This is a genomic window from Pseudonocardia lacus (assembly GCF_018531445.1).
Classification (GTDB): Bacteria; Actinomycetota; Actinomycetes; order Mycobacteriales; family Pseudonocardiaceae; genus Pseudonocardia; species Pseudonocardia lacus.
In genome coordinates, this window is the sequence record NZ_JAHDTH010000333.1 from 1 (window position 1) to 5,169 (window position 5,169).

Sequence of the window (5,169 nt, forward strand, 5' to 3'; positions counted from 1 at the left end):
GGCTGTGGGTTGCGGCCACCGCTTCGTCTTGAGTCCACACAACCCGAGATGATCATGCGGTGGCCGCGCCACGTTCCGGGCACCCCCCACGGAGCAAGATCACGAAGTCCGGCTGTAGTACTAGCCCGACGTCCCCCCGGTATACGCCGTAGACAGGCTGTCGGCCCGCTGTTTACGGTGTAGACATGAGAGGGACGGCCCAGCGGATCGCCGACACCGCACGCGCCCTGCTGGCCGCCGAGGGCGCCGCCGCGGTGAGCATGCGCCGCATCGCGGCGACGATCGGGGTGACCCCGATGGCCCTGTACCGGCACTACCCCAACCGCGACGCGCTGCTCGCCGCCGTCGCCGACCAGGCGTTCACCGACCTGGCACGGCGCTGGAAGGAGCGCCCGGCCACCGGCGGGGACGCCGTCGCCCAACTGCACGCCGCGTTCGACGCGCTGCTGGACGTCGCCATCGACGAACCGCACCTGTACCGGTTCCTGTTCACCGACACGAGGGCGCGGGCGCGGACCTACCCCGACGACTTCCGCGACGGCGCCTCTCCGACCCTGGCCGTCGTCGCCGACATCGTCCGGACCGGGATCGACGCGAGGCTGCTGCGCGAGGACGACGTCTGGGACGTCGCCTTCACGATCGCCGCCCACATGCAGGGCCTGATCCTGCTGTTCCAGGGCGGGCGCACCGACCCGTCGGCCGACCGGTTCCGGGCCATGTGCCACGGCTCGCTGGGGAGGATCCTCGATGGTCTCACAGCGTGACCTGGGGACCGGTGCCGCGGCCGCGGCCGCTTCCGGCGCCCTGTTCCTGCTCGGCACCGGTCTGGAGCCGCTGTGGTGGGCAGCCTGGCTCGCGCCGCTGCCGGTGCTGCTGGCCGCGCCCCGCACCGCCGCGCTCCCCGCCGCGGCCGCGGCGTTCCTCGCCTGGCTGATCGGCGAGTGCGGGCTGTGGGCGTACTACACCGACCGGTCCGCGCTGGAGCAGCCCGTCGCGCTGGTCGTGGGCGTGTTCGTGGCGCTGGCCGCGGTGTTCGCCTGCGTGGTCGTCGGGGCGCGGGCGCTGATGCGGTCCGGCCACCCGTTCGCGGCGACGGCGCTGGTCCCGGCGGCGTGGGTCAGCGTGGAGTACGCGCTGTCCGGGCTCACCCCGAACGGGCTGTTCCTCAGCCTCGCCTACACCCAGCTCGACGCGCCGGCGCTCGTCCAGGTCGCGGCGCTGACCGGGCCCTGGGGCGTCACGTTCGCCGTGCTGGCGCTGCCCGCCGCGATCGCCGCGGTCTGCGCGCCGACGACCCCGGCGCGGGTCCGGCTGCGGCTGGGCGCACTCGCCGTCACCGCGACGGTGCTGGTGGCCGGCTACGGCGTGGTGCGCCTGGCCGCCGCCGACCCGGCCACCGGGCCCGCGGTGGGCGCGCTCGCCCTCGACCAGCCCGTCGACGCCGTACCGCTGGACGGGCCCGCGGGCCGCGACCTGCTCGACCGCTACGCCGCCGGCGCCGCCCGGCTCGCCGACGCGGGCGCGCGCACGGTGGTGCTGCCGGAGAAGGCGCTCGCCGTCGACGCCACCACCCTGCCGCTGCTGGCCGACGCGCTGGGCGGGCTGGCGGCCGACCGGCGCGTGGACGTCGTCGTGGGCGTGGTGCTCGACCGCGGGGGCGCCGCCGCGAACGCCGCGCTGGTCTTCCCCGCCGACGCCGGCGCGCCCGTCGAGCACCGCAAGCACCACCTGGTCCCGGTGCTCGAGGACGCCCTGGTCGCCGGGACCGGGCTGACCGTCGTCGACGGCCCCGGCGGGCCGCGCGGCGTGCTGATCTGCAAGGACATGGACTACCCCGGCCTCGTGCGCGACTACCGGGCCGCCGGCGCGCGGATGCTGCTGGTGCCCGCGCTGGACTTCGACCGCGACGCCTGGCTGCACAGCCGGATGGCGGTGCTACGCGGTGTGGAGACGGGGCTGCCGGTCGTGCGGGCCGGGCGCTCGGGCGCGGTGACCGTCAGCGACGCCTACGGCCGCGTGCTGGCCGAGGACCGCACCACCGGCCGGGCCGAGGCGTCCGTCGTCACCCCGGCCCCCCTCGCCACTGCGACAACCCCCTACGCCGTGCTCGGCGACTGGTGGGCCTGGCTCTGCGCCCTGCTCGTCGCGGCGACGGCGCTGACCGCTATCCGCCGACGCGGCGGCAAGCTCACCGCCGCGTAGCCCCGCCCCTCCCCCAGGAGTTCAGGAAAGCCACGATACTGCCCTCTGCGGGCAGCATCGTGGCTTTCCTGAACCGGGAGGGTGGCGGGACGGGGGAGCGTCAGGAGTCGGCGGCCCGGCGCTCGGCGAACCGGGTGGGCCGGTCGGGCCAGGGGGCGTCGACGGGGCGACCCGCTCCCCCGGCCAGCGCGTGCGCGGCCAGCACCGCCGTCGCGGACACCCCGTTGACGATCTTGCCGTCGAGCACCATCCGGACCGCGACCGGCAGCGAGACCCAGCGGGTCTGCATGTCGGCCTCCTCGTCGCCGGTGTCCAGCGACGGCCGGCCGACCTCGGTGACGTCGCGGGCCAGGAACACCCGCACCGCCTCGTCGGAGAACCCGGGCGAGGGCACGACGTCGACCAGCACCGACCAGTCGGTGGCGGTCAGGCCGGTCTCCTCGGTCAGCTCGCGCTGCGCGGCCGCCAGCGGGTCCTCCCCCGGCCCGTCGAGCAGGCCGGCGGGCAGCTCCCAGAGCCGCCTGCGCACCGGGTGCCGGTACTGGTGGAGCATCATCAGCCGGCCGTCGACGTCCATCGCGGCGATGGCGACCGCGCCGAAGTGCTCGGTGACCTCGCGGTTGGCCACCCGCCCGCCGGGCATCTCGACGTCGTCGGCGCGCAGCGCCAGCACCCGTCCGACGTGCAGGTCCTTGCTGGAGCGCACGGTGAACTCGTGGCGCCCCGCGCTCACGACCCGGTCCCGTTCACCGACGCGGTGGCGATCGGCGCCGGGGCGGTCCGCTCGCGGCTGGGGATCTCCACGGGCAGCCGGTCGGCGGCCCGGTAGCGCAGCGACGCCCCGATGAACGCGGCGAACAGCGGGTGCGGGCGGGTGGGGCGGCTCTTCAGCTCGGGGTGGGCCTGGGTGCCGACGAAGAACGGGTGGGTCTCGGCCGGCAGCTCGACGAACTCGACGAGCTTGCCGTCCGGCGAGGTGCCGCCGAACACCAGGCCCGCCTCCTCCAGCCGGCCCCGGTAGGAGTTGTTGACCTCGTAGCGGTGCCGGTGGCGCTCGGAGACCTCGCGGCTGCCGTAGGCGCCGGCGACGACGCTGCCCGGCGCGAGCGCCGCCGGGTAGGCGCCCAGGCGCATGGTGCCGCCCATGTCGCGCTCGCCGGCCACGACGTCGCGCTGGTCGGCCATGGTGGAGATGACCGGGTGCGGGGTGGCCTCGTCGAACTCCGAGGAGTTGGCGCCCTCCAGGCCGGCCAGCGAGCGGGCCGCCTCGATCACCATGCACTGCAGGCCGAGGCACAGCCCGAGCACCGGCAGGCCGCGGGTGCGGGCGTGGGTGATCGCGCCGACCTTGCCCTCGATGCCGCGCACGCCGAACCCGCCGGGGATGAGCACGCCGTCCAGGCCCTCCAGGGCGGTGGCCGCACCGGAGGGGGTGCGGCACTCGTCGGAGCGCACCCAGACGATCTCCACGCGCGAGCGGTGCGCGAAGCCGCCTGCCCGCAGGGCCTCGGTGACCGACAGGTAGGCGTCGGGCAGGTCGACGTACTTGCCGACCAGGCCGATGCGCACGGCCTCGTCGGGATGGTGGACGCGGTCGAGCAGGTCGCCCCACTCGGTCCAGTCGACGTCGCGGAAGGGCAGTTGCAGCCGGCGCACGACGTAGGCGTCGAGGCCCTCGCGGTGCAGCACCCGCGGGATGTCGTAGATCGACGGGGCGTCCGGGGCGGCGACGACGCCGTCGGTCTCGACGTCGCACATGAGGCTGATCTTGCGCTTCATGTCGGCCGGGATCTCCCGGTCGGCGCGCAGCACGAGCGCGTCGGGCTGGATGCCGATGTTGCGCAGCGCGGCGACCGAGTGCTGGGTGGGCTTGGTCTTCAGCTCGCCCGACGGCGCCAGGTAGGGCACCAGCGAGACGTGCAGGAAGAAGCAGTTGTCGCGGCCGACGTCGTGGCGGACCTGGCGGGCCGCCTCCAGGAACGGCAGCGACTCGATGTCGCCGACGGTGCCGCCGATCTCGGTGATCACCACGTCGGGCCGGACGCCGTCGCCGTCGGGCTCGCCCATGGCGAGCATCCGGTCCTTGATCTCGTTGGTGATGTGCGGGATGACCTGCACGGTGTCGCCCAGGTACTCGCCGCGGCGCTCCTTGGCGATGACCGAGGAGTACACCTGCCCGGTGGTGACGTTGGCCTGGCCGCGCAGGTCGCGGTCGAGGAAGCGCTCGTAGTGGCCGATGTCGAGGTCCGTCTCCGCGCCGTCCTCGGTCACGAAGACCTCGCCGTGCTGGAACGGGTTCATCGTGCCCGGGTCCACGTTGATGTACGGGTCGAGCTTCTGCATCGTGACCCGTAGGCCCCGGGACGTCAGCAGCCTGCCGAGGCTGGATGCGGTGAGGCCCTTGCCCAGCGAGGACGCTACCCCGCCGGTGACGAAGATATGCCGAGTGGCGCGTTGCTGCACGGAACTCCAAGGTACATGCTCGCGGCCCGCCCCGACGCCCGACCCGCGTCGCCGGTGACCACCCGATGGGCTATGTCCCCGTCGAGAACGACGTTGTCGTGGATTGGACCGTTCCAAACGGACGACAACTTCGTTCTCGACGGGGGGGTTGATCAGGCGGTGGGGCTGGCGCCGTCCGCCGCGGTGACGGCGGCGCCGTAGCGACCCGCCCGGCCGTCGAGCTGCTCGCGCAGCGCCAGCACCGTCGACACCCGACCGGCGCCGGTGTGAACGTCGTCCACGGTGGACAGACCCGCGGTGATGGCGGGGTCGGCCCTGGCCACGCCGACGGCACCGGTGGAGTCGGCCGAGCCGCCCCGCCCGGCCAGCACGGCGCCCGCGCCGGCGCGGTCGAGCTGGGCCGCCAACCGGGCGATCACGGCGGCGGCCTCGCCGCCGTCGACGCCCTCCAGCGCCCCGCCGGTGAGCACGAGCACCAGGTCGGCGCGCGCCGGCGGCGGGCCC

At 74.7% G+C, this 5,169-nt stretch carries 5 protein-coding genes; 2 read left to right on the forward strand and 3 right to left on the reverse strand.

Annotated features, from left to right (window positions below):
- The first annotated feature begins 185 nt into the window (after positions 1-185).
- A complete protein-coding gene (locus tag KIK08_RS37130; RefSeq protein ID WP_214407997.1) occupies positions 186-764 on the forward strand; it encodes a TetR/AcrR family transcriptional regulator in 579 nt (192 codons plus the stop codon).
- The gene (locus tag KIK08_RS37135; protein WP_214407998.1) at positions 748-2,202 is read left to right on the forward strand and encodes a nitrilase-related carbon-nitrogen hydrolase; all 1,455 of its coding nucleotides are present in this window, start codon (positions 748-750) and stop codon (positions 2,200-2,202) included. Before KIK08_RS37130 ends, KIK08_RS37135 begins: the two co-directional genes overlap by 17 nt.
- 100 nt (positions 2,203-2,302) lie before the next feature.
- Here the strand turns inward: KIK08_RS37135 and KIK08_RS37140 are convergent, their stop codons facing one another.
- From KIK08_RS37140 to KIK08_RS37150, 3 genes are all read right to left on the reverse strand, one after another.
- Positions 2,303-2,935, reverse strand: a complete 633-nt coding sequence (locus KIK08_RS37140) for an NUDIX domain-containing protein (RefSeq protein WP_308258131.1) — start codon at positions 2,933-2,935, stop codon at positions 2,303-2,305.
- Complete coding sequence (gene pyrG / locus KIK08_RS37145; protein ID WP_214407999.1) at positions 2,932-4,665, reverse strand: CTP synthase; 1,734 nt, start codon at positions 4,663-4,665, stop codon at positions 2,932-2,934. The genes KIK08_RS37140 and pyrG overlap by 4 nt, the downstream gene beginning before the upstream one ends.
- A 152-nt stretch (positions 4,666-4,817) precedes the next feature.
- Positions 4,818-5,169 (reverse strand): copper transporter (locus tag KIK08_RS37150; RefSeq protein WP_214408000.1); only part of this gene is annotated, 352 nt, incomplete at its 5' end.

Excerpts from the sequence above, each read along its gene's own strand:
- KIK08_RS37130 (WP_214407997.1), top strand. The coding sequence starts at position 186 with ATGAGAGGGACGGCCCAGCGGATCGCCGACACCGCACGCGCCCTGCTG.
- KIK08_RS37135 (WP_214407998.1), top strand. The coding sequence starts at position 748 with ATGGTCTCACAGCGTGACCTGGGGACCGGTGCCGCGGCCGCGGCCGCT.